Source organism: Corynebacterium sp. UBA4397, from assembly GCF_002390965.1.
In the GTDB taxonomy this organism is placed as follows: domain Bacteria; phylum Actinomycetota; class Actinomycetes; order Mycobacteriales; family Mycobacteriaceae; genus Corynebacterium; species Corynebacterium flavescens.
This window is the reverse complement of sequence record NZ_DGRD01000045.1, coordinates 1-21,686: the sequence shown is the minus strand read 5'-3', so window position 1 is coordinate 21,686 and position 21,686 is coordinate 1. Positions and strand designations below refer to the sequence as shown.

The 21,686-nt window shown below is 59.5% G+C and carries 17 protein-coding genes and 1 pseudogene; 10 read left to right on the top strand and 8 right to left on the bottom strand.

From position 1 onward, the window contains the following. Positions 1 to 24: 24 nt before the first annotated feature. On the top strand, positions 25 to 1,896 hold the full coding sequence (locus B2696_RS09730) for a 1-acyl-sn-glycerol-3-phosphate acyltransferase (protein ID WP_286955169.1): 1,872 nt from the start codon (positions 25 to 27) through the stop codon (positions 1,894 to 1,896). Here B2696_RS09730 and B2696_RS09725 read toward each other — a convergent pair. The 4 genes from B2696_RS09725 to B2696_RS09710 form a co-directional block, all read right to left on the bottom strand. Beyond that, complete coding sequence (locus B2696_RS09725) at positions 1,893 to 2,474, bottom strand: nitroreductase family protein (protein WP_286955168.1); 582 nt, start codon at positions 2,472 to 2,474, stop codon at positions 1,893 to 1,895. The two genes, B2696_RS09730 and B2696_RS09725, sit on opposite strands and share 4 nt — an antisense overlap. A 249-nt stretch (positions 2,475 to 2,723) precedes the next feature. Next, positions 2,724 to 6,341: a DEAD/DEAH box helicase family protein gene (locus B2696_RS09720; RefSeq protein ID WP_286955167.1), complete on the bottom strand. Its 3,618-nt coding sequence runs from the start codon at positions 6,339 to 6,341 to the stop codon at positions 2,724 to 2,726. 129 nt (positions 6,342 to 6,470) lie between these two features. After that, positions 6,471 to 7,046: a PIN domain-containing protein gene (locus B2696_RS09715; protein ID WP_286955166.1), complete on the bottom strand. Its 576-nt coding sequence runs from the start codon at positions 7,044 to 7,046 to the stop codon at positions 6,471 to 6,473. Between the two features lie 55 nt (positions 7,047 to 7,101). Then, on the bottom strand, positions 7,102 to 7,542 hold the full coding sequence (locus tag B2696_RS09710; RefSeq protein ID WP_286955165.1) for a helix-turn-helix domain-containing protein: 441 nt from the start codon (positions 7,540 to 7,542) through the stop codon (positions 7,102 to 7,104). Between the two features lie 369 nt (positions 7,543 to 7,911). Here B2696_RS09710 and B2696_RS09705 point away from each other — a divergent pair. Beyond that, positions 7,912 to 8,376, top strand: a pseudogene (locus B2696_RS09705) (RpiB/LacA/LacB family sugar-phosphate isomerase). A gap of 89 nt (positions 8,377 to 8,465) precedes the next feature. Here the strand turns inward: B2696_RS09705 and B2696_RS09700 are convergent. Next, entirely contained in the window at positions 8,466 to 9,635 is a 1,170-nt protein-coding gene (locus B2696_RS09700; protein WP_286955164.1) for a restriction endonuclease subunit S, read from the bottom strand. Continuing rightward, the gene (locus B2696_RS09695) at positions 9,632 to 11,203 is read right to left on the bottom strand and encodes a type I restriction-modification system subunit M (RefSeq protein ID WP_286955163.1); all 1,572 of its coding nucleotides are present in this window, start codon (positions 11,201 to 11,203) and stop codon (positions 9,632 to 9,634) included. The genes B2696_RS09700 and B2696_RS09695 overlap by 4 nt, the downstream gene beginning before the upstream one ends. 161 nt (positions 11,204 to 11,364) lie before the next feature. On the opposite strand from B2696_RS09695, the gene B2696_RS09690 reads away from it, so the two are divergent. From B2696_RS09690 to B2696_RS09660, 7 genes are all read left to right on the top strand, one after another. Next, positions 11,365 to 12,639 carry a DUF6880 family protein gene (locus B2696_RS09690; RefSeq protein ID WP_286955162.1) on the top strand — a complete coding sequence of 425 codons (1,275 nt, stop codon included), beginning with the start codon at positions 11,365 to 11,367 and terminating at the stop codon, positions 12,637 to 12,639. 308 nt (positions 12,640 to 12,947) lie between these two features. After that, entirely contained in the window at positions 12,948 to 14,642 is a 1,695-nt protein-coding gene (locus tag B2696_RS09685) for a glycerol-3-phosphate dehydrogenase/oxidase (RefSeq protein WP_286955161.1), read from the top strand. 89 nt (positions 14,643 to 14,731) lie between these two features. Further along, positions 14,732 to 15,469, top strand: a complete 738-nt coding sequence (locus tag B2696_RS09680) for an MIP/aquaporin family protein (protein WP_286955160.1) — start codon at positions 14,732 to 14,734, stop codon at positions 15,467 to 15,469. Between the two features lie 40 nt (positions 15,470 to 15,509). Then, a complete protein-coding gene (glpK, locus tag B2696_RS09675; RefSeq protein WP_075730700.1) occupies positions 15,510 to 17,093 on the top strand; it encodes a glycerol kinase GlpK in 1,584 nt (527 codons plus the stop codon). A gap of 45 nt (positions 17,094 to 17,138) precedes the next feature. After that, positions 17,139 to 17,975 carry an HAD family hydrolase gene (locus B2696_RS09670; RefSeq protein WP_286955159.1) on the top strand — a complete coding sequence of 279 codons (837 nt, stop codon included), beginning with the start codon at positions 17,139 to 17,141 and terminating at the stop codon, positions 17,973 to 17,975. Positions 17,976 to 18,023: 48 nt separating this feature from the next. Next, positions 18,024 to 19,220 carry a UDP-galactopyranose mutase gene (gene glf, locus B2696_RS09665; RefSeq protein ID WP_286955158.1) on the top strand — a complete coding sequence of 399 codons (1,197 nt, stop codon included), beginning with the start codon at positions 18,024 to 18,026 and terminating at the stop codon, positions 19,218 to 19,220. Positions 19,221 to 19,461: 241 nt separating this feature from the next. Then, complete coding sequence (locus tag B2696_RS09660) at positions 19,462 to 20,070, top strand: three-helix bundle dimerization domain-containing protein (protein WP_286955157.1); 609 nt, start codon at positions 19,462 to 19,464, stop codon at positions 20,068 to 20,070. 11 nt (positions 20,071 to 20,081) lie between these two features. Here B2696_RS09660 and B2696_RS09655 read toward each other — a convergent pair whose 3' ends face one another. Together B2696_RS09655 and B2696_RS09650 are read right to left on the bottom strand one after the other, a co-directional pair. Continuing rightward, positions 20,082 to 20,894, bottom strand: coding sequence for a hypothetical protein (locus tag B2696_RS09655; RefSeq protein ID WP_286955156.1), 813 nt, complete (start codon positions 20,892 to 20,894; stop codon positions 20,082 to 20,084). Continuing rightward, the gene (locus B2696_RS09650; RefSeq protein ID WP_286955155.1) at positions 20,815 to 21,411 is read right to left on the bottom strand and encodes a DUF5129 domain-containing protein; all 597 of its coding nucleotides are present in this window, start codon (positions 21,409 to 21,411) and stop codon (positions 20,815 to 20,817) included. The genes B2696_RS09655 and B2696_RS09650 overlap by 80 nt, the downstream gene beginning before the upstream one ends. A gap of 20 nt (positions 21,412 to 21,431) precedes the next feature. Here B2696_RS09650 and B2696_RS09645 point away from each other — a divergent pair, with 20 nt between their 5' ends. Next, positions 21,432 to 21,566, top strand: coding sequence for a hypothetical protein (locus B2696_RS09645; protein ID WP_286955154.1), 135 nt, complete (start codon positions 21,432 to 21,434; stop codon positions 21,564 to 21,566). Positions 21,567 to 21,686: the final 120 nt, after the last annotated feature.

The following is a 21,686-nucleotide window of genomic DNA, read 5'->3' as shown; positions in this document are numbered from 1 at the left end:
AAGGCATCTGCAAACAAAGCGCGAATGAAGAATAGGCGCGCGAAAGACTTTTGCTATCGGCAGATCGTCCGCGCTGCCAAGGGCGTGACCGTGGCGCAAGGCCTGCAGATGCGGGTGAGTGGTGAGGAGAATATCCCGGCCACCGGAGGCGCGGTTCTCGTGCTTAATCACACCGGATACATGGACTTTGTCCTCGGCGGGTTCTTGCCACGTCGGCGTCACCGCCTAGTGCGCTACCTGGCTAAATCGGAGATCTTTGCCAAGCCCGGGATCGGATTTCTCATGCGGTTGATGGGACATATCTCTGTCGATCGTATCGATGGCTCACGTTCCCTGCAGGCTGCTGTGGACGCAGCTAAAGCCGGCGAGATCGTCGGCGTTTTCGCCGAGGGTACGATTTCGCGCAGTTTTGAGATTCGCGCCATGCGCAGCGGTGCCGTGCGTATCGCCTCCGAGGCGGGTGTTCCGGTGATCCCGCAGGTTATCTTCGGTTCGCAGCGTCTGTGGACCAAGGGGCACAAGCGGCATTTGGGGCGTACCAATACCCCGATCCTCATTCATGCACTCGAGCCTTTCTATCCCACGGGTGACGTCGAGGCGGATACCACAGAGATCCGTCGCCGCATGCAGGCGGAGCTGGAGAAGATGTGGCAGGAGTATGAGGAAGATTTCGGCCCTATGCCCGCCGGCGAGTACTGGGTGCCCGCGCGCAAGGGAGGAGGAGCACCCAGCTTGGCGCAGACCGAGTCCCAAGACAAGGCCATCGAATCCGAGCGCTACCGCGTGCGCCGCTTGCGCGATGATCTCAGTGGTCTCAAGGATCGCGTTCGGGACATCTCGCTGAGCTTGGCGGATGCCACCAAATCCAAGATGCACATGAACATTCCTGCCAACAAGCAGGACACCGCAACCGATACCACTACCGACATCACCGCCTGGGTGCACGATAATCTCAACGCCGTCCTCGAGGAAGCCAGCCGCGGCCTGGGCGAGGGCAAGGAGCGCATTGCTGAGGTTCTCGAGCAGCTCAAGACTGATATCGCAGATGCCCAGGAGAAACTTGCCGCTAGCAGCAAGGAGATCTACCTCGGATCCCGCGTGGAGCAGGTGCTCGTCGGTGCGGCCGCCCAATCCCGCGTCATCATGTCGCGCCTGCCCAACCGGGTCAAGGCTGATTACTCGCAGGTGCCCAAGGTGGTCATCGCCGACGAGGAGGCTTTTGTCTACGAGGACGGCGTCATCAGTGCACGCTTGCGCAAGCTCTTCGCCGCGCTTGTCGACGATCTCGAGCACCTCGTCCTCGTCTCCGAGGACGCGCGCAGCCACCGCTGCGACGAGCTGCCCCAGGATCTTTGGTTCATTGAGAATAACGGCGCCCTGATTCGCCATGGCGAGGACATCGTGGACTCCCATCCGCTAGCAGAGGAAACCGTGCTCGCGGTGGAGCAAGCCTTGGGGGATGAAGCCGGCATCGATTGGCAGCACCTAGCCAGCGCGGATGCCGCCGGGGTACTCAGCGGCAGCGTAGAACTCTTGCCGGAGCAGATCCGCGAGGCACTCGGCGATGAACTCGCCGAGGAACTGAGCATCACCCAATATGGCGAGGGCTCTATTATCACCTCCCACGCCGCCACCCGCGCTAACGCAGCGCATACCGTTCTTGACGCGCTAGGCATTGACCCTGCTGCCGAAGGCTCCCAGGAGGTCCTGGCATTCCTCAGCCAGCACGGCGACGAGGGGCTGAGCTGGCTCAACAGCGTGGCGCTGGAATCCGCCCCGGTCGAGGTGCTGCGTGACGCCCGCTCTGTCACCTACACCGCCGACAAGGACGGCGCGGCCGAGGTACTCGATATCATCGCGCGTCAACGTGAGCTGCGCGCGGAGGAGAGCAACTAGTAGCTGTTGTCGATGCGGCGATTGTCCAGCCGGCCCGGGTGCTGCGGGTGCTCGGCTGGAAAGCCGGCGGCGATGACAAGGGCGATGGCTCGGTCGGCGCGCCCGCCGATGCCGATGGCTTCCTTGACCTTCTCTTCATCCCAGCCGGTCGTCGGGCTGGTGCCCAGACCCTCGGACTGTGCTGCCAGTAGTAAGAACGCGGCGGCGAGGCTGGCGTCCTTCAAGGAAGCCTCGCGCGCGGCCTGTAGGTCGCGCCCATGGAGGAATCCCTCGACGCGGGCGGCGCGCTCGCTACCGAGGATCTCCTCTAGATCGCTGGGATCATTTTCCACCCGGGCAACCGCAACGAAGACGACCGGGGCGTCGAGGAACTGGCGCTGATGAGAGGCATCGAAAAGCGCCTGCTTAACGTCTGGATCCGTGACCACGACGATCTCCCTTTGCTGCGCATTAAAAGCGCTAGGTGCCTCAAGGGCAAGCTTAACCACCCTGTCAATGAGCTCGGCGCTGGGGAGCTCGTCGGTGTACTTGCGGGTGGAGCGGCGCGATTCAATCGCCTCAATTACTGACAAGCTCATGGCTGTGTTTCTCCGTGTTCTGGGGGGTTGCGGGCTTCTGCTAGGTTTTCCAAACATTCTCGACTCCTAGAGGAAAGCCGTGCGCTCAAGCAGCGCTATATTAGGTCGCGGCGGCAATCTACTGCAAGGGTTTAATCCACACAGGAGTGGAACTTAGCCGATAGTACCTCTGGACCCGCAAAGAAAACATATTTGTTTCAGGCCTCATGCCTTTCCCGAAGGTTCCTATGACTTGAAACTCCCTGCCATTCAAGCAGGGTCTGCCACCGGTACTTCTGCGGTTGAGTTGATTCGGTCGAGCCGACTCTTCAGGTCTAGGATAACGGCTTGGTTGTTGTGGAAAACGTCGATGGCGCGGCCGACGGGAGAGAAGCTGTCGGTGAGCGTCTCTTCGATTGTCAGGCCACCGTTGTGGGTGAGTGCCTTGATCATGTGCCGTATGAAGGCGATCTGGTTGGCGCCGAGGGTGGTTTCGTGGAGGAGATCATCGAATTGTTCGCGCATGGCGCGTTCATCGAGTCCGACAAGGCGGCGGATGAAAGCCGGGATGGTGTCGTGGCCGAGGCTACGACGGACGTCGTCGACTCCTTCTAGTCCGATATCGGCGATCATGGCTTCCAGCGCGTCGATATCGGTGTTGTTCAGCGGTCGTGCGGTGCGCAGCTTTTGCATGGGGAGAGAGTCTGCGTACTGGGCGAGGGCCGCTCGCAGTCCTGCTTCCACAAGCGCAAGGTTCACACCGACAGCTGCATGAGTGACAGGCACATCGATTTCGGCTATCTCCCCGAATTCGTCCTGAACATCAAGGATGACCACTTGGCGTTTATTGCGCGGAACGAATTCGACCAGGTCGCGTACGTCGCGGCGCAATTTCTCCAGGTCATTGAGAGTCAGACCTTCCCACCAGGAGGAATCAAGGACCGCCTCCAGCGTCGCGGAAGCCGATGCGACAAAGGGAAGATTCTCGGCGACGCCGAGGAGTTCCTGTGCGATCTGCTCTACGCGGCGTCGATTGGCATCCCATGCTCCATCGGGAGAGAGCAACCCCAGCTGGAGCTGGAGGATTAGCAGGTCAAAGCGTTTGGCGGATTCCGGCTCTGTCATCGTTGGCATGGGCAGTGCTGCAATGTGTTCGCTGAGGTATTCAACATCACCTGAATCCAATCGAGCCCAGGATGAGAAATTCTGAAAGCGTTCCAAGGTGGGACGATCCACGGGACGGACCTGGATGTTGGAGGTGGAGATGGAACTGACCAGTTCGTGGAGATGCGTGGCAAGGTGCGAGCGTAGGTCACTGTTGTTGGTATCTTGACGTTCATCAAGCTGGGCGATCAATGTTGCACGGCTGATAAAGAGCCGCTCTGACAGAGATACTTGGCGCCCGACCCCGGGGTCCACCGTGGCCTGGTCGAGGAAAATGCGCGCGTTGCCGCAGAAGTCGAAAACCCGGAATTCCTTCTTGTGCAGGTGGGCGCCGAAGAGGTTCGGGCGCAGCCGCGTTCCACGCCCCATCATCTGCCAGAATTTCGTGGCCGAGTAGACCGGTTTGAAAAACACTAGGTTGACCACTTCTGGCACATCGATTCCGGTATCGAGCATATCCACGCTGATCACCACGGTGAGTCCACTGTCGGGATTCTTGAAGCGTTTGAGTTCGACGTCGGCGTAGCGCGTGGAGTGCGTGATCACTGAGGCCGGCTCATCGGAGTAGAGGGCAAAGTGGCGGTCGAACTCCTCCTTGATAAGGCCGGCGTGTTTCTGGGTACGGGCGAAGATGATGGTCTTCCCCAACTTGTCACCGCCCTGTCCCTTCTGTCCCTTCTCCGCCAGCGTGCTCAGGACCTGCCGGATGGTATCGCGGTTGTACAAGCGGGAGTTGATTTCCGCAGAAGAAACACCGTCGGGTGGGTCAAGTGGATTACCCTCCTCGTCGGTGCCCCAGTCGACGCTGTCCCAGGCCTCCTGGTCGTCGGGGTCAAGATCCGCATAGCGCACGCCGCTGCGCAGGAAGAGGGAGTCTTGCTCAAAAATGCGGTAGGGAACGAGGAATTTATCTGCGATGGCCTGCTCAAGTGTGTAAGAGCCGGTCGGCTCGCGTCCATCGATATCGAAGAGTTGATAGGTGTTTCGGTTGACCTCGTCCTTCGGTGTGGCCGTCAAGCCCAGGACGTAGGCGTCGAAATAGTCGAGGATGCGTTTGAAGCGGTAATAGATCGATCGGTGCGCCTCATCGATGATGATGAGATCAAAGTCAAAGGGCCGAAACCTTGCAGGATGCGCGCCATCATCATTGATCATGCCCATCATCGTTTGATAGGTGGACACGTAAAACTCGCCAACTCCATCCGGTTCCCGCAGCAGATTGACGGGGGCGGATTCGGGATAGAGTTTTACTGCGTTGTCATGTGCCTGGTCGGCGAGAGCGGTGCGGTCAGCGAGAAACAGAACGCGGCCCACCCAGCGGGATTCACGGAGCAGCTTCGCGGTGGCAATGGCGACACGGGTCTTTCCGGTACCCGTGGCCATGACGAGCAAGGCGCGGCGTTTAAGCTTATCTTCAAAGGACTCTGTGACGCGGCGAATCATCTCCTGTTGGTAGTCACGGCCCGCAATATCCGGATCCACGGAAGCCACAGCCAGGCGTGCCCTTGCCTGCCGACGATGAATCATCGAGCGCAGGTTTTCCGCTTCAGGGTAGCCTTCGACTTCGCGTGTGGGATAGCCGCGGCCTGATCCCGGCAGGTTGGCGGCATCATCAGTGAGTTCGATGAGGTAGCCGTTAGTGCAGAAAATGATGGGGCGTCTTCCATAAGCGGATTCGACGGCATCGGCGTACAACCTGGCCTGCACAGCGCCGTCGCTGAGACTGGCACTGGATCTCTTGGCCTCGATGATCGCCAACGGCGCGCCGTCATCATCCCATAGGACATAATCGATGTAGCCGCTCCCGCTGCGGTTCTCGGTGGAGACGGGCATTCCTTTGACCTGGAACTCTGCGGTGACATTGCGGCCGAGTGAGAAACCGGCGGCGGCGAGCATTGGATCGATGAGGTCGCGACGGGTTTCAGCTTCACTGATGGTCGGCGGCAATGAGGGCTGAGTGCCGGTTCCGGTCTGCGCAGCGAGTTCATCGCGAATTTGCCTGCGCAGACGGGCTACTTCGTCATCGCGCTCGGCTTTGATGCGCTTGAGCTGTTCCTGCACCAACAAGAGTTGAGCTTCAGTGGAGGCTTTCTCCTCTTCAGCCTGAATACTGCGGGCAGCGAAGGCTGCTCGTTCCTCGGCATGCTTTTCTGCTTCTGCTAGGCGCTCCTGCTCCGCCTTGCTCAGAAGCAGCGCGGTTTCATTGAGCTGCGCATCCTTGGCTTCGAGATCAGCGGCGAGCTTCTTCAGCTGCACGCGGTTGATCGGGGTTGGGACGGGTGCGGCGTCAAGCAGCTGTTGATTGAACGGGGAGGTGGGGCTCACTTGGGGGTGCGCGGAGTGCCGGGCGGTCGCCCAAGCGAGGACGTCGAAAAGCTGCATGAGCACACGTGCGGAGACGTGGGCGTTGATCGGGGCACCATCATGGACGGCATCATTGCCGCGCAGCCGGATGAAATGCATCTTGTCCAGCTGGCTCTTTGGTGCGATGGCGGTGAATCGCCGATCTTGCAGGAGTGCGAAGAGGTTCGCCCCACCGGTGTCAGACAGACTGCGGAACTCCCAGATATGCCGGATGATTCTTTCCAGAACGCGCCGGGAGAAAAAGCATGAGGCCACCGGGTTGGATAACGCATTGCGTTCTGCCTGAACGCAATCATTGAGCAGCCCCGGCCATACCCGACCCACGAATGCGAAATTGCTTTGTGGGATTGCGGTGGTCATGGGTGCTCCGGTGCAGGTGGGTGGGTACTCGTTCTGATTGTAGCGGGGTTTGGAAAGAATGCTTGTCGACGCAGCGTGCGCGTGCTTTCTGCGTCAGTGCGGGCCGGCCCAACGGACAGCAGTGGTTGATTACGAGGTTTGCGCAATGTACTGGAGCGCTTTTCGTACCCGTGCCGCGAACTGAGGGCAGCTGGCCCTCTTCAAAGCTTCGTCCAGGGGGCGACTGCCGGGTTTCGAGCCCCAGTATGAGAATTGTTCTTGCGTGATAGGAACTACGCAGTGCGGATTTGAATCAGTGACAAGCATGAAAAACTCATCGCTGTTGATGATTTCGTATAGTTCTTCATCCGGGGTCTGTGTGATGTCAGCTGGGTCATTATTGGTGAGGATAAGATCAGCTTTCGAGGCTACTGCTGCAGCATGCACATGGTAGTCATCTTTGTCTTTGCCGGAGAATTTCCCTTCTCCGCTGAAATCCCGAAGGACTTCATCCATGCATTCCCGAATTTTCTCGAGGCGATCGGTTACCACACCACCGGGAAGCCGCGGGTTATTTCGGCGGAGTGTCCGGATTGTTTCTGCGAATACATCATTGGTTGCATGCAGTTGGAACATTCCTTCGTTGTGCAGACGAAGGAAGAACAGCCAGTCAAGGCATGTCCTGCTTGCCAAGACATTCGCATCCACAAACACCCTCTGAGTCATGTCTAGAGTATAGACAACCCCTTTGACGCGGATGCATTAAAGGGGTTGCTCGGTCTCAGTCATCAAAGAGCGCCTGATTAGCCGCAGTTGAGTCGCGGAGCGTAACGAAGGCTCGGCTACGCTCGGTTGCTCTCTCTTCTTTCAAGCGGAAGACTTCTTCACGTCTGAAGCGGGTATGGGTCCGAACTTTGAATGAGTCGATTTTCCCCTCACGAGCCCATTTGAGGAGAGTCGGGCGAGAAACGCCTAGCAGATCAGCAGCGGCAGTGCTCGTAAGCTCTTCCGGAATCCTACCAATCGTAACTTCGCCGCTCTTCGCGATTGAATCTAGGGTCTGGAGCAACATTTGCTCAACGTTGTGTGTCAGCGCAATGGTGTCGCCCGTACCTGTTCGGATAGAAACTCTAGAACCTCTGGAAATGTGAGTCTCCCGAGCCTCACGAACGGTATCATCGGTGATCAAGACATGCTCAGAAGATAGAACTGTTGCACCCATAATGGACACCTCCTTATTTGAGTGTGGTTCTAATCTTAAGCCGCTTTCACTTGTAGGTGCAAGTCTTAATTGTGTATTTGATGCTAAATTGCTAATTCTCCAGTGTTTGCGGGCGGATTGATGGGGATCGGGTGACATTCGTCCACTAACTGATTGCTGCTCGAATTGCCTACTCATATGATTATCGAATTCTTAAATGAGATTCTGGAGGTGGCGTGCCTATCGAAGCGTGCTCTTGGTGAAGCAGTTAGAGGTTGCCAGCGAATGCGCAGATTCCACGTGGGGCTGCCGAGAGTAATCTGACTTGTCGCGGAGAGCCCTTTGCCCGCGGGGATCTCAACGATCCAGATCGCGAGTAGACTGCAGCCTATGCGCATCGCAATGGCCAATGACCACGCCGGAACTGCCCTGAAGAACGAGATCGCAGCGTGGCTGCGGTCTGAAGGCCACGAAGTCGTCGACTTTGGAACCCGCGATGAGGAGTCGTGTGACCTTCCCGACTACGTCTATCCTGCGGCCCTAGCCGTCGCGAACGGCGAGGTCGACCGTGGACTGTTCGTTGATGGCGTGGGCTACGGCTCGGCGATGATCGCGAACAAGCTGCCCGGCGTTTTCGCGGCAGTCGCACAGGACCCTTTCTGCGCGGCGCTCGCCTGATCACACTCCGATACCAACGTGCTGTGCATCGGCGGCAAAATCATCGGATCCGCGCTCGCAATGGAGGTAGCCAAGGCATGGATGACCACCGACTGGCTCGGCACCACCGAAGAGAAGTATGCCCGCCGTGTCACGAAGGTCGTTGAGATCGACGAGCGCCACATCACGCGCCTGTGAAGCACGTCGGTACCGAGATATAGCAGCTGCCCATTTGACCGCGTTTGCTGAGGTTGGCTGCTTGTCGACGCCCGTTCCTGGTGGAGCGGTTAGAGGTCTCCGGCGAATGCACGGGTAGAGAGTGAGTGGTGGAGTTGTTCAAGCAGCACTTGTCGATTGGTAACTTGCCTCCTAGCGTGCAGGGCCTCGCGGATCAAGGCGGTGCAGCTTTGGGCTTGATCTGCATTTAATTCAGGCACAGGAACTCCAAGGAAGTTCTTTTGAGAAATGTTCTTCATACTTCCGCTGCTGCCCGAAGATCGCTGGCTAATTCGTTTTCGGACCGCTGGTGTTTGGAGAATTCCCCAAAGAAGATACGGGTCGACCAAGTGCTTGGGGGTCACCCTCCAGATCTTGTCGGGAAGATAGAGTCCTTTGAACTCGCCTTCAACAATTGCTCCCGCACCTAGGAGCTCCGCGGTGTTTGCTCGGCTTACTAGTACGTCTCCGTCGTGGACTTGGTGGTGGGCAGGCGGGCTATAGGAAACGGGGAGTGGCTTTGCTTCTTTTGGCTGAAATATCCCTGAGGTAACGGCGCTGACCTTGAGAATGCGGCTGTTTGAGTTAGCGTCTGTGGACTCCGCGATGCTCTTTCCGGACGAAATGGACTCGACGTAATCGCCGATGACGCTGCGTGAGTTACTCAGATATTTTGCAAGCACATCAATTGCGGAAGGCACGATACTGTTCCGAAGTGATTCATTCTTTTGGATCGTTGCTGCTGAAGTGTCTAATATCCCCGCGATCCACTCTTGTTCGGCGAGCGGGGGTAGGGGGACCAGTATTTCTTTGGAACGCGTTAGTGACAGCTCTTTGAACGTTGCGCCTGTTCCCATGGACTGTAGTTGCTTCCGGATGAAAACTAAGTAGTGGGCCAGGAAACGGCCATTAAGGTTTTCCCCAGGAATGAAACTCTTGCATCCTTGGTTCGTTGCTAAATCTCGAGAGCTGATCGCGACGTGCCCAATTGGTGCTCGACTGGAGATAATGACGGATCCAGCAGGGATCAATACTGCTGAGCTGTGGCGAAGTCCCTCAATGGTGATAAAGCGTGCTCCTCCTGAAACATCAAACTCGGAGAGTTCACCTAGATCGGCGGGGGTCACCCATGGAATGCTCCCGTTCCAGTATTTTGCGACGGAAACCTTGGGGGTGCCACCTGAAGTCACGCTGCTAACATCGCCCAGCCTCACCATCGGCCATTTCCCTGACTGGCTCATCGCTCTCCCTCCCGCAGCATCGCTTCCAGCTTCTCCAACCCTGCTGCGATCTCTCGGTCCAAGTCCTTGAGCTCGGCGATGATCTCCAAGGGATCGCGGGTCTGTTCGGTATCGAGCACGATCTCCTTGTAACGATTCATGGAGAAGTCGTAGTCAGCGGCGCGGATCTCCTCGGCGGGCACGGTGAAGGACTGCTCGGTGCGAGCCCGGTCGCGTTCAGTTCCGGTGCGTTCTGCCCAACGGGTGATTACATCGGGAAGGTTGTTGGCCTGGTGCTGCTCCGAGCTCAAGATCGCGGGCTTGGGATCGTCATCATAAACGTCTGCGTTACGGGGCCGCACAGTGGGGGAGGTCCCCAACAGGTGTTCAGGTAGCAGCGGGGTGCGCTTGTCATCGAGGGAGTAGCCGTCGGCGGTGATCTCGTAGAACCACACGTCCTCAGACGCGCCACGGTCGGTGCGGGTGAAGCACAGGATCGCGGTGGAAACCCCGGAGTAGGGCTTGAATGTGCCAGAAGGAAGTTTGATGATGGCGTCGAGGCGTTGATCATCAAGAAGATGCTTGCGCAGTTGTTTGTGTGCTTTGGTGGAACCGAAAAGCACCCCTTCAGGCACGATGACAGCGGCGCGTCCACCGGGTTTGAGCAGGGTGAGGAAGCGGGCGATGAACAGCAGCTCGGTCTTCTTAGAGGTAATCAGTCCGGCCAATGTGGGATCAAGGCTGGAGGCGTCGATACTGCCAGAAAATGGCGGGTTGGCCAGCACAATGTCAAAGGCCTCCCGGTCAGCATCGGGGATCTGTTGTAGGGAATCGCGGTAGCTGATGTTGGGGTTTTCGAAGCCATGCATGAAAAGGTTCATGGCAGCGATGCGCACCATGGTGGAGTCGAAGTCGAATCCGGTGAGCCCGGAGGCCTCAAAGTGGGTGCGTGATCTGCCGTCGAGAAGCGTGTCTTTGTGGTGCTCTCTGGTCCATTCCGATGTCGCCACAAGGAAGCCGGCGGTGCCGGCGGCCGGGTCAATGACGCGCTGGGTGGGGGAGGGGCGCATGAGGGCGACCATGAGATTGATGATGTGGCTGGGGGTTCGGAACTGCCCGTTGGTGCCCGATGCTGCGATTTTGGAGAGCATGTACTCATAGAGATCACCCGACATATCGTTGTTGGTGAAGGCGAGCTCGTTGATCTGACGCATCACGCTGATAAGCGTCGCGGGGTTGTCGATTCCGAAGGTGGCGTTGTTCATGTGCTGTGCAAAGCCGCTGCCGCCAAGGTCGCGCAGGAAGGGGAAGACCTGGGCCACGATGATCTCGCGGCGCTGTGTTCCGTCGGAGACCTCCATGAGATTACGCCAGCGCAGATGTTGATGGTCGGCGTCGAAAATATCGGCAGTTGTTGGTTCGACGCCGAGGGAGCGCTGGAAGTCATTGTTGGCTTGCCTATCATCGAGCTGTTTTATGAACAGTAGGTAGGTGAATTGTTCGATGACGGTGATGGAATTGGAGATTCCACCGGACCAGAAGGTGTCCCAGATTTTATCCACCTTCGACTTCAGCGCGCCTGTAATCATGGGGATAGCGTAGCTTTCGGGGTGGGCATGGGTTTGAGCAGGGTGTGGAGTTGGGCAGCGGTGCACCGGCGGATGCACATCATCGCGCACCAGCCTCCGTAGCCCAGTGACATCACGGTACGGTTGAGGTACTGACACATTACCCTTCGGAGACTGCATCCATGACCGATGAACGCATTGAACTCGACGCAGCTGTTCTTCCACTGATCCGTTCCCGAAAAACCGATCTGTGGCGCTACTCGGCCGCCAACGAGCAGGGCGTGCGTATGCAGGAAGGTGTGATGTTGCTGCGTACCGCCGCCACCGAACCGGAATCGCTTGCTGAGCTCGGGATTGCGGTGCCTTCACCGGATGAGCTTCATCGCACGGTCCATAAGGCGCTCGCCAGTGCGATTCGGATCATTGCCCGCGCGGATGATTCCGCCGGCATCATCGGTGACGCATGCAACTCGCTCATCAAGCTCCACCCTGCAACCGCAGCTGACGCTCACATCCAACCGCTAAAGCTCGCGGACTGGGTGTTTGATTTCCACTTCAATGACCAGGTCGACTACTTCGAACTCGACCCCGTCGCCTACGCGCCCGCCCTCGGGGACAAAGGTGTGCAGCGACTCCGGGAAAGAGCTGCGGGACTCAGAGAAGGAATCAAACCCCAAAATCCGGGCGAGCAGCCTCCCGGATACAGCCACACCGAGTTCATCGCGAAATGGTTCGAGCAGCGATTCGCGGTGCTCGACAGGGACCCGGAAGAGATTATCCGCACGCACCTCAAGGACGGCACGGTCGCAGCCTGGTATGAGGACGTCGCAGAAGCATTCGAGGAAATCGCCAGGTTCGATTTGGCCATCGAGTGGGCGGAGAAGGCGACGCTATTTGCAGGCGGGTTCCAGTCGCAGCGCGCGTCCGGGCTCTGGTTGAGGCTCCTTGAGCAGCATCGGAGAGAGGATCTTCTCGCTGCCACCCGTACGGTGTTCAAGCGGTGGCCGAGCGTCGAGCTGGCTGAGCGTCTGCTCGCACTCGCGGGCGATGGTGTGCTCGGCGAGGTTCAGTCTGCCATGGCCGACCGCCCCTGGGAACTGGTTCGATTCCAGCTCAGCACGATGAAAGACCCACGCCTTGCCTGGGAAACAGCAAAGCGCCTCGAACTCAGTGATCACGGACTCTGGGAGGACCTTGCAGAAGCATATCTGGAGATCGACGCCCCGGCCGCCATCCGCGTTCAGGTGGAACTCGTCGCATCCTCGCTTGTGGAGGCGGACACGCGGAAGTACCGGCCGGCAGCCCGCAAGCTCCTCAAGATCAGGAAGACAGCCAGCGCCACGGGTGACACGGAGGCGCTGAGGATTGTCGATTCATCGATCGCGGCTCTCCGTGAACGCTACAAACGGCGCCCGTCTCTGTTGCGGGAGCTCGACAAGGCGGGACTCACGCAATAGCGATCGCCTCCTTCTCCGGAGGCCACCCGGACTCTGACACTGCCACTGATTCACCAAACCTGCAGATTGCTTGATTGTGAGTCATTTGCTTGTGAGAAGTTATGGCCTTGCCCACCCCAATGGGGGTGAAAAATGGGCGTTGGTGGGGGCGTCGATTGTCTCCGTGCAGGTTACGCTACCGAAAGTTACGTGTGAGTAGAGCCACTTGGAAGTTGTTGCTGTGGCCTATACCCTGGGTGTGGTCACGGGCCGAGAAGTGGGCCCAAACAAGGGCCCACAAATGAGCCCAGAAAGGGAAGAATCCGAACATGGCACAGGTCAGCAGGCAGCATTTCAATCCCGAATACTACGAATCCGTCTGGAATAGCTACGAGGAAGAAGAACATGACGTGGTCATCATCGGCGGCGGTTCCGTGGGCGCGGGTTCCGCGGTCGATGCCGCTACGCGCGGGCTGAAGACCACCGTCATCGAGGCCCGTGACTTCGCCGCAGGTACCTCCTCGCGCTCCTCGAAGATGTTCCATGGTGGACTGCGCTACCTAGCCATGCTGGACTTCCGCCTCGTGGCCGAGTCCCTCCACGAGCGCGAGCTCAACATGTCGACCCTGGCGCCGCACCTGGTCAAGCCGCTGAAGTTCATCTTCCCCCTCACCCACCGAGTGTGGGAGCGCGTGATGATGTTCGGCGGTTTCACCCTCTATGACCTCATGGGCGGAGCAAAAAGCGTTCCCCGCCAAAAGCACCTCACGCGACGCGGCGTGCTCAAGGTCGCGCCGGGGCTCAAGGAGGATGCCATCGTCGGGGGCGTGCGCTACTATGACACGCTTGTCGACGACGCTCGTCACACCATGACCGTCCTGCGTACCGCCGCTGAGTACGGGGCCACTGTGCGCACCGGCACGGAGGTCATCGGATTCGACAAGGGCGCGCGCGGCCGCATCGTCGCCGCCCGCGTGCGTGACAACGCCACTGGGCGCGAGGCCACCGTGCGCGGCAAGGTATTCATCAACGCCACCGGCGTATGGAACGACAAGATCCAGCAGCTTGCTGGGGCAGAAGGCAAGTTCACCGTCCATGCTTCCAAGGGCGTGCACATCGTTGTGCCCAAGGAGCGCCTCGACGCGGATGCCGCGCTGTGCTTCGTCACGGAGAAGTCCGTCCTTTTCGTTATCCCCTGGGGCGAGTACTGGATCATCGGCACCACCGACACCGATTGGGAGCGCGGCCTCTCCTTGCCTGATCCCGCGCCCACCGCCGCCGATATTGATTACATCCTCGAGGAAGTTAACCAGCGCGTACGCACGCCGCTGATCCACGAGGACATCGTGGGCGTCTACTCGGGCCTTCGCCCGCTGCTTTCGGGCAAGTCCGATTCCACCTCGAATCTCTCGCGCAACCACGCCGTCGCCGTCATCGCGCCGGGACTGGTCTCCGTTGCCGGCGGTAAGTACACCACCTACCGCGTCATTGGTAAGGACGCCGTCGACCTGGCCGCCGAGGAGCTGCCGGGCACCGTCGCCGAATCCGTGACGGAGAAGACGCCGATCCTGGGTGCTGCAGGTTATCACGCGCTGGCCAACCAGGTCCCGCTCTTGGCTCAGCGTTATGGGGTCAGCGAGCACATCATCACCCATCTGCTGGGACGCTATGGATCCCTCATCGACGAGGTCTTGGCGCCCGCTTCCGAGGAGAAGTCCCTGCTAGAGCCCATTCCTGCGGCCCCGGGTTACCTGTGGGCCGAGGCCCGCTACGCCGTCACGCACGAGGGCGCGCTGCACCTAGAGGATGTCCTGGCCCGCCGCCTGCGCATCTCCATCGAATACGGCCACCGCGGTCTCGATTGCGCCTCCCCGGTGGCGGACTTCATCGCGCCGCTGGTGGGCTGGAGCGAGGAGGAAAAACAGGCTGAGGTCGAGCTCTTCCGCAGCCGCACTGAGGCGGAACTCGCCGCAGAAAAGGCACTGACGGACCGCGAGGCCAACGACATTGTTGTTAACGCCTAAACCTTAAGGCACTTCCCCCGCCCTCGGCCCTGGCATAAGTCAGGGCCGCTCACACAGATACGGCCACGACCGTGGAAGGAATGTATTCCATGACAGGTTTAGACGCATTTACCTGGGAGTTCCTCGGAACAGCCCTGCTGCTCCTCCTAGGTAACGGCGCGTGTGCGCTGGTCACCTTGCGCACCTCTGGCGCTCGCGGATCGGATTGGATCGTCATCGCCCTCGGTTGGGGCATGGCCGTATTCATTGGCGCCAGCGTGGCGGATCCCAGTGGCGGGCACCTCAACCCGGCGGGGACGCTACTGTTCGCTGTGAATGGCTCGCTCGAGTGGGGACTGGTTCCCTACTACGTCGCCGGGCAGTTGCTGGGCGCGATGGTCGGCGCCATCTTGGCCTGGGCCGCCTTCAAGCAGCTTTTCGACGCCAATAATCTTGACGAGCAAGGCAACGTCACCGGCGCCAACGCGCAGACCGGCGGCATCTTCTTCACTGCCCCTGCTCACCCTAAGAACGGCTGGAATGCCCTCACCGAGTTCATCGGCACGAGCGTGCTCTTGATGTTCATCGCCTTCGGACCTGCCGGCGGCGAGCTCGGCCCGCTGACCTACTTCGGCGTCGCCTTCGTCGTCGTGGCCATCGGCCTGTCCCTGGGAACCCCCACGGGATATGCCATCAACCCGGTACGTGACTTGGGCCCGCGTCTGATGTACGCCTTCGTCCTTCCCATTCGGGACAAGGGCAGTGCGAATTGGTCCTATGCTTGGGTGCCAATCGTGGCTCCTCTTGCCGCGGCCGTTGCAGTGGGAACACTATCGGTGGTCCTCTAAGTAGAAACAATCAGAAGCAAGAAGAAAAAGGAGAAGTGAAATGACACCTAAAGAAGCTGGCAACGACGCCGAGAAGAAGACCGAGAAGAAGTATGTCGTAGCAATCGATCAGGGCACCACCTCGACGCGCTGCATCATCTTCGACCATGACGGCAACCAAGTTTCGGTGGGCCAATACGAGCACGAGCAGATCTTCCCCGAGAAGGGCTGGGTCGAGCATGACCCGCAGGAGATTTGGAATAACACCCGTTACTCGGTGGGTGCAGCCTTGGCAGAGGCCGATATTGCCATCCACTCCATCGCCGCCGTGGGCATTACCAACCAGCGTGAGACCACCGTGGTCTGGGATAAGAACACCGGCGAGCCGGTCTACAACGCCATTGTCTGGCAGGACACTCGTACCTCCGATATCTGCAAGGAACTCTCCGCGGCCGATGGCCCGGATGCCTGGCGCCGGCGCACCGGTCTCATCATCAACTCCTACCCGGCCGGCCCCAAGGTCAAGTGGATCCTCGACAACGTGGAGGGTGCGCGCGAGCGGGCGGAGAAGGGCGATCTGCTCTTCGGCACCATCGATACCTGGTTGCTGTGGAACCTCACCGGCGGCGTCGAGGGTGATGACGGTGAACCGGCCCTGCACGCCACCGACGTCACCAATGCCTCGCGTACGCTTCTCATGGACATCGAAAAGCTCGAGTGGGACGAGGAATTGTGCAAGGCCATGGACATCCCCATGTCCATGCTGCCGGAGATTCGCCCCTCGCTGGGTGACTTCCGCAGGGTCCGTGAGCGTGGCTCCTTGTCCGGGGTTCCCATTCGGGCAATTCTGGGTGACCAGCAGGCAGCGATGTTCGGTCAGGGATGTTTCCGTCCGGGTTCTGCGAAGAATACCTATGGCACTGGCCTCTTCCTCTTGCTCAATACCGGCACCACTCCGAAGTTCTCCGAGAACGGCCTGCTGACCACCGTGTGCTTCCAGCGGGAGGGCGAAAAGCCCATCTACGCGCTGGAAGGCTCGGTATCTATGGGCGGTTCGCTGGTGCAGTGGCTGCGCGATAACCTACAAATCATCCCGAACTCCGCCTCGATTGAGAACATGGCGCGCGCGGCCAAGGACAACGGCGGTGTCTATATTGTCCCTGCCTTCTCCGGCCTCTTCGCCCCTTATTGGCGCCCCGATGCCCGTGGCGTCATCGTGGGCCTGACTCGCTTTGCCAACCGCAACCACATCGCGCGCGCGGTGCTGGAGGCCACGGCCTACCAGACTCGCGACGTCGCGGATGCGATGGTTGCGGACTCTGGTGTGGAGATCTCGGAACTGCGTGTGGACGGCGGAATGACGCACAACGAGCTGCTCATGCAGTTCCAGGCCGATATCCTCGGCGTGGAAGTACACCGGCCCAAGGACGTGGAAACCACCGCCACTGGCGCAGCCTTTGCCGCCGGCCTCGATGCCGGTTTCTGGGATGATCTCTCGGTCCTCGGCCAACAGCGCGGCGACCTGCACGTATGGAAGCCCAAGATGGAAAAGGAAGAGGTAGATTCGCTCTACCGGGATTGGCGCCGCGCCGTGAAGCGCTCCCTGGAGTGGGAGGATGACGCCGACACGGAGATCGAGGTCTAGCTTTCGTCGCGCCCAATTGCGGCCGCGGCTCTAGACTGGTGAGTTATGACTACTTCACTGGCTGCGCCGCGGCTTATTGCCAGCGATATTGATGGCACTTTATTAGACGCCAACCACCGGGTAACCAAGCGCAACCGCGAGACCATCGCGCGCGCAGTAGCCAGTGGCGCCATCTTCGCCCTGTCCACGGGTAGGCCCTATCGCTGGATTCGGCCCGTGTTAGATCAGCTTCCCGTGCGGCCTATCTGTGTGACCTCCAATGGCGCGGTCATCTTCGATTCCTTCCAAGACCGCGTGGTGCAGTCTTATGAGTTGAAGCCAGAAGTTCTCCACGATGTTGTGACGCTGGCTCAAGGTGCGTTGAGCTCCTCCGGCGGGGTCTCTGTGGGTGCTGAACGCGTAGGCAATACCCCCCAAGACCCGGTCAACGAGCTCTTCGTGGTGGACCCGAGCTATTCCGATAACGCGGTCTTTGATGGCTTCGGCGTTCTTACCCTCGAGGATGTGGTGGCCTGTCCCGCCTCCAAGCTGCTGCTGCGCAACCCGCACTTAAGCTCGGCGGAGATGTTCGAGGCCGTCGGCCCGCTCATCGATCCAGACGTCGCGCACATTACCTACTCCATGGATGATGGCATCTTAGAGGTTGCCTCGGCAGGGGTGACCAAGGCACACGGCGTGCAGTGGCTGGCGCAGCATCACGGCATCGACCGCGCGGAAACCATCGCCTTTGGGGATATGCCCAATGATATTGAGATGCTGCGCTGGGTCGGCCGGGGCTATGCCATGGCTAATGCCGCCCCCGCGGTTAAGGAAGCCGCGGATGAAATCGCGCTGAGCAACCGCGAAAGCGGCGTCGGGCGAGTGCTAGAAAACTGGTTTTAGCCCGTGCCTTAACCTCGTAGCACCCGCGGCTGCAATATGGTGGAACGCATGACTTCTTATGACCTCATTGTTGTTGGATCGGGTTTCTTCGGGCTGACGGTAGCCGAGCGTGCTGCCTCTCAGCTGGGCAAGAAGGTGCTCATCGTGGAGCGCCGTAACCACCTAGGCGGCAACGCTTACTCGGAGCCCGAGCCCACGACCGGCATCGAGGTGCACAAGTATGGCGCACACCTCTTCCATACCTCCAATCAGCGCGTGTGGGAATACTGCAACAAGTTCACCGAGTTCACGGACTACCAGCACCGTGTCTTCGCCATGCACGATGGCACCGCGTACCAGTTCCCCATGGGGCTGGGCCTTATTAACCAGTTCTTTGGCCACTACTACTCCCCGGATGAGGCACGCGAGCTCATCAAGGAGCAGGCGGGCGAGTTCTCGGCAGATGAGGCGCAGAACCTGGAGGAAAAGGCCATCTCCCTCATCGGACGGCCTCTCTATGAGGCCTTCATCCGCGACTACACCGCCAAGCAGTGGCAGACCGATCCCAAGGAGCTGCCGGCGGGCAATATCACCCGCCTGCCGGTGCGCTATACCTTCAACAACCGCTACTTCAACGACACCTACGAGGGCCTGCCGCGCGAGGGCTACGCCCAGTGGCTCAAGAACATGGCTGATCACCCAGGTATTGAGGTGCGCCTGAACACGGATTGGTTCGAGGTTCGCGAGGACCTGCGCGCCCAGTCGCCGGAGGCTCCCGTGGTCTATACCGGTCCGCTGGACCGCTACTTCGACTTCGCCGAGGGCGAGCTGGGCTGGCGCACGCTGGACTTCGACCTCGAGGTCCTCGACACCGGTGACTTCCAGGGCACCCCGGTGATGAACTACAACGATGCGGACGTGGACTACACCCGCATCCACGAGTTCCGCCACTTTCACCCCGAGCGTGCCAGCCAGTACCCCTCCGATAAGACGGTCATCATGAAGGAGTATTCGCGCTTTGCGGCGGAGGGTGACGAGCCCTATTACCCCATCAACACCCCGGAGGACCGCAGCAAGCTCGCTGCTTATCGAGGCCGCGCCGCCGCCGAGGCCAAGGACAATCATGTCCTCTTCGGCGGGCGCCTGGGCACCTACCAATATCTAGACATGCACATGGCCATCGCCTCGGCGTTGACCATGTTCGATAACAAGCTTGCCCCGTGGTGGAACGAGGGCAAGCCGCTCGAGCAGGAGCGCGGGCACTAGGCAGTGCGGAAGCTGCAAGATTGATGCAGCAAGGTTAACGCCAAGTTAATTGCGTCCGAATGCAAGCCGGAAGGCGGCCAGGGGAACAACCCCTGTCCGCCTTTTGTGTTTCTGGAAAGTGCCTACACCTGCAGTTTTGTAGCAAAGTAAATATTGGGTGCGTGCCCACCATTTTCATTTCTCAGCAATGTGCTACGGTTAACTAAAGGTTAACAAGAGAAAGTGAGAAGGTGAGCTAGAGATGATTAACATCAACAAACGCCGCTTTGACGTCATCCGTGAGGATCTGCACCGCGCCTATGGGCACGAGTACTCCGCCGCGGAAATCAACCGCAAGACGGACGAGGTCATCGCTAAGCATTCCCAGAGCGCGAACCTCGAGGAATTCGTTCCTGTCATGGTGGAGCGCGAACTCAAGGAGCACTTCGGCGACCACCGCATCCACGTGCGCTTCGTCGCCGGCTCCCAGGTAGCCCTTGCCCAAGCGGCTGTGGCCCTGACCAAGAAGCACGCCGGCGAGGCACTCGTGGTCGACGCCGCCGCCACCCACCCGGAAATCAGCGAAGAGGGCCACATGGCCCACGTCCTGCACGAGCGCGGGATGCTGGAGCCAGGCAAGCGCTACCTCGATGAGGTTCGCACCGTGGCCATGCCGGATTATATTGTCTACCTCGGCCGCCATCTCGAGCGCGATGAGGCGGGCAAGGACGTCAAGATCTGGGACATCGAAAGTGCCGATGACCTCGAGGCCACCCGCGAGTTGGCCGACGACCTAGAGGCCCGTGTGCTCTACATGCTCAACCGCCTGGGCATCGACCCGGTCCGCGAAGGCGCTGCGGTAGAGGCTTAAGCCTCCTGCGCCTAGAACTTGCCCGAGCCGCCGGCCCCAGAGAAGCCACCGCTGGAATAGCCAGTGTTGACGCTGCTGGAGCTGGCGGCTTGTGAGCTCTCCACATCGGCCTGGTACCAGGCATTCGTGGTGTAGAAGGGCACATAATAGGTGCCCACGCCTGGGTGCCAGGCGGCCGATCCCAGGCCACCTACCCGGTGGTCCTCGCTGCGCTCTGCCTGCGATTTAGCGTAAAGCCTATCCGTGAGCTCATCAATGAGTACTCGGTAGTCCGCCAAGATGGCGGCGAAGGAATCCATAAACTCTGGTGCGTCTAGCTTTTCGCGCAGCTCAAGCACGCGCTCATCAAGGGCAGTCAACTGCTCATTGAGCTCGCCCTCGGACTGAGTGACGGCCTCCAACACATCGGAGTGCAGCGTGGTCAGCTCCTGCCTGCGTACCTCCGGATCCCCATGCTCCATCCGCGCCAGCTGCTCTAGGTTGGTCTCGGCATTAATCGCCGCCTCCACCGCGGCGCGCGCCGTGCTTAGCTCTCCCGCGTGCTCGCGGAACTCCTTATCGGAGGAACTCGTGCTCAAGGAGCCCAGCCGGGTGACCTCCTCGTGGGCAGCGAGGAAGTTCTCCTGGATGTCTTTCCACTCCTTGCGCAGGGAATCATTGGCCAGCGGGGAGCTAAGTGAGTGCGCGCGCACATCAATCTCATCGAGGCGCTGCGCCATATCGCCGTGGTGGGCGAGGATGAACTCATAGTCCTCGCGGGCCTGCTTGGTTTTGCTCTTGCGGCCTACTACCACCGGCGAGGATTCCCCCGACCAAGCCCGCATTGCTACTGCCTCCGGAGGATTCCGATACAAGATCGGTATCCGCTGCAGCCTGCACGCCGCGCAGCATCCCGTCCTTCCACTTCTCATCCTGGAGAAGCGGGCGCATGGCGTCTACCACACCGGCGATCCGCTCATCGGAGCGCAAGTTGAGGTCATCGGCCACATCCTCCCCGGCGTAGACCCCCATGCCGCGCGGATCCATTCCGATTGCCACGATGAGATGACCATCGGCGTACTTCTCGCCCTCAGAATCCTGCATCCCGTGGCTGCCCGCGTAGAAACGCACCGTGTCATTCAAGTTCTCATCATTGCTGGCAAAGGTGAGAAAATCCACGTCTGTGACCGTTGCCGGGAGCGTGACCTGGGCAGTGGCCTCAGCTAGCTCTGCCTCCTCGGCATCACTGAGCAGGTCTGCCTGATCGTCGATGCGCACCTGCGACGCCGGGACATCAGCCACTGCAAGCGGGGCAGCTAACCCGACGAAGAGAACGGTGGAGGCGATGGGAAGTAATCTCATGCCCTCCCAGTATAAAGAAAGTGACCGTAACGCCTCTTGCGGCGGCCTATGCCTGCACGCCATCTTCGGCTAAGGACAACCTGCCTTTTCTCCTCGCCAGGAAGCGTCAATTCCTGTCGAAAGGTCTGGTAAACCAAAAAGAACAGGAGAACTAACAACACCGCTTTCGGATAGACCCCAAACCGCTATCCGATAGCCCAACTTCTGCTACGGACCTGACCCCCGTTTGGTAGACACCTGATATCCCAACTTCTTGGGAACGAAAGGTAATCTCC

What these genes read in the sequence shown, in the direction of transcription:
- B2696_RS09690 (WP_286955162.1), top strand. Translation starts at nt 11,365, where the DNA reads ATGACCGATGAACGCATTGAACTCGACGCAGCTGTTCTTCCACTGATC.
- B2696_RS09650 (WP_286955155.1), bottom strand. Translation starts at nt 21,411, where the DNA reads ATGAGATTACTTCCCATCGCCTCCACCGTTCTCTTCGTCGGGTTAGCT.
- B2696_RS09720 (WP_286955167.1), bottom strand. Translation starts at nt 6,341, where the DNA reads ATGACCACCGCAATCCCACAAAGCAATTTCGCATTCGTGGGTCGGGTA.
- B2696_RS09715 (WP_286955166.1), bottom strand. Translation starts at nt 7,046, where the DNA reads ATGACTCAGAGGGTGTTTGTGGATGCGAATGTCTTGGCAAGCAGGACA.
- B2696_RS09695 (WP_286955163.1), bottom strand. Translation starts at nt 11,203, where the DNA reads ATGATTACAGGCGCGCTGAAGTCGAAGGTGGATAAAATCTGGGACACC.
- B2696_RS09725 (WP_286955168.1), bottom strand. Translation starts at nt 2,474, where the DNA reads ATGAGCTTGTCAGTAATTGAGGCGATTGAATCGCGCCGCTCCACCCGC.
- B2696_RS09730 (WP_286955169.1), top strand. Translation starts at nt 25, where the DNA reads ATGAAGAATAGGCGCGCGAAAGACTTTTGCTATCGGCAGATCGTCCGC.
- B2696_RS09680 (WP_286955160.1), top strand. Translation starts at nt 14,732, where the DNA reads ATGACAGGTTTAGACGCATTTACCTGGGAGTTCCTCGGAACAGCCCTG.
- B2696_RS09685 (WP_286955161.1), top strand. Translation starts at nt 12,948, where the DNA reads ATGGCACAGGTCAGCAGGCAGCATTTCAATCCCGAATACTACGAATCC.
- glf (WP_286955158.1), top strand. Translation starts at nt 18,024, where the DNA reads ATGACTTCTTATGACCTCATTGTTGTTGGATCGGGTTTCTTCGGGCTG.
- B2696_RS09670 (WP_286955159.1), top strand. Translation starts at nt 17,139, where the DNA reads ATGACTACTTCACTGGCTGCGCCGCGGCTTATTGCCAGCGATATTGAT.
- B2696_RS09700 (WP_286955164.1), bottom strand. Translation starts at nt 9,635, where the DNA reads ATGAGCCAGTCAGGGAAATGGCCGATGGTGAGGCTGGGCGATGTTAGC.
- B2696_RS09660 (WP_286955157.1), top strand. Translation starts at nt 19,462, where the DNA reads ATGATTAACATCAACAAACGCCGCTTTGACGTCATCCGTGAGGATCTG.
- B2696_RS09655 (WP_286955156.1), bottom strand. Translation starts at nt 20,894, where the DNA reads ATGCGGGCTTGGTCGGGGGAATCCTCGCCGGTGGTAGTAGGCCGCAAG.
- B2696_RS09710 (WP_286955165.1), bottom strand. Translation starts at nt 7,542, where the DNA reads ATGGGTGCAACAGTTCTATCTTCTGAGCATGTCTTGATCACCGATGAT.
- glpK (WP_075730700.1), top strand. Translation starts at nt 15,510, where the DNA reads ATGACACCTAAAGAAGCTGGCAACGACGCCGAGAAGAAGACCGAGAAG.